The organism is Pseudomonas protegens, assembly GCF_003732485.1.
GTDB classification, from domain to species: Bacteria; Pseudomonadota; Gammaproteobacteria; order Pseudomonadales; family Pseudomonadaceae; genus Aquipseudomonas; species Aquipseudomonas protegens_B.
Genome location: NZ_MOAK01000086.1, coordinates 625,215 through 626,391 on the forward strand (window position 1 = coordinate 625,215; position 1,177 = coordinate 626,391).

Here is a 1,177-nt window from a genome sequence, read left to right on the forward strand (position 1 = left end):
GACGTGATGGACAGCGGGCTGGTGCTGCAATTGCGGCGCGCCGTGCACTTGCTGGAGCAGGACCTGAACCGTCTGGGCGGCATACTCGCGGCCCAGGCCAAGCGCTATGCCGACACGCCTCTGGCCGGCCGTACCTGGCTGCAACATGCCACGCCGGTGACCCTGGGCATGAAGATCGCCGGTTGGCTGGGGGCCGTGACCCGCAGCCGCGAACGGCTGCAGCAACTCAAGCCGCGCCTGCTGGTGTTGCAGTTCGGCGGTGCTTCCGGAACCCTGGCGGCCCTGGGCGAACAGGCCCTGCCGATTGCCCAGGCCCTGGCGCAAGAGCTGCAGTTGAGCCTGCCGGAACAGCCCTGGCACACCCAGCGCGACCGTCTGGTGGAGTTTTCCTCGGTGCTGGGCCTGCTGGCCGGCAGCCTGGGCAAGCTGGGGCGGGACATCAGCCTGTTGATGCAGACCGAAGCGGCGGAAGTCTTCGAGCCTTCGGCGCCGGGCAAGGGCGGTTCGTCCACCATGCCGCACAAGCGCAATCCGGTGGGCGCGGCGGTATTGATCAGCGCCGCGACCCGGGTTCCGGGGCTCTTGGCCACGATGTTCGCCGCCATGCCCCAGGAGCACGAGCGCAGCCTCGGCCTGTGGCACGCCGAATGGGAAACCCTGCCGGAGATCTGCTGCCTGGTGTCCGGGGCTCTGCAACAAGCCTTGCTGGTAGCCGAGGGCCTGGAGGTCGACAGTGCTCGCATGGCGCGCAACCTTGACCTGACCCAGGGCCTGGTACTGGCGGAAGCGGTGAGCATTGAACTGGCCCAGCGCCTGGGGCGGGAAACCGCCCATCACCTGTTGGAACAATGCTGCAAGCGTGCAGTGGCCGAACGACGCCATCTGCGCGAGGTATTGGCGGACGATGCCCAGGTCAGCGCCGAACTTTCGACGCCAGAGCTGGACCGTCTGATGGACCCGGCGCATTACCTCGGTCAGGCCCAGGCCTGGGTCGAGCGCGCCGTGGCTGAACATTTTGCCTTGAAGGCCTGAAGGAGACTGCTGTGGGATTCGTGAAACTCGCCGAGGGCGATCTGCACTATCAACTCGAAGGGCCAGAAGGCGCGCCGGTATTGGTGCTGTCCAACTCCCTGGGTACCGATCTGCACATGTGGGACAAGCACAGCCGCGCCAGGGC

General features: G+C 66.8%; 1 protein-coding gene and 1 pseudogene. Both read left to right on the forward strand.

Annotated elements, in window-relative coordinates; translation table 11 throughout:
• Window positions 1-1,032 (forward strand): lyase family protein (locus BLX41_RS29885; RefSeq protein WP_259745363.1); only part of this gene is annotated, 1,032 nt, incomplete at its 5' end.
• An 11-nt stretch (window positions 1,033-1,043) separates the two neighbouring features.
• Window positions 1,044-1,177 (forward strand): annotated as a pseudogene (locus BLX41_RS36700) (3-oxoadipate enol-lactonase); the annotation flags it as partial.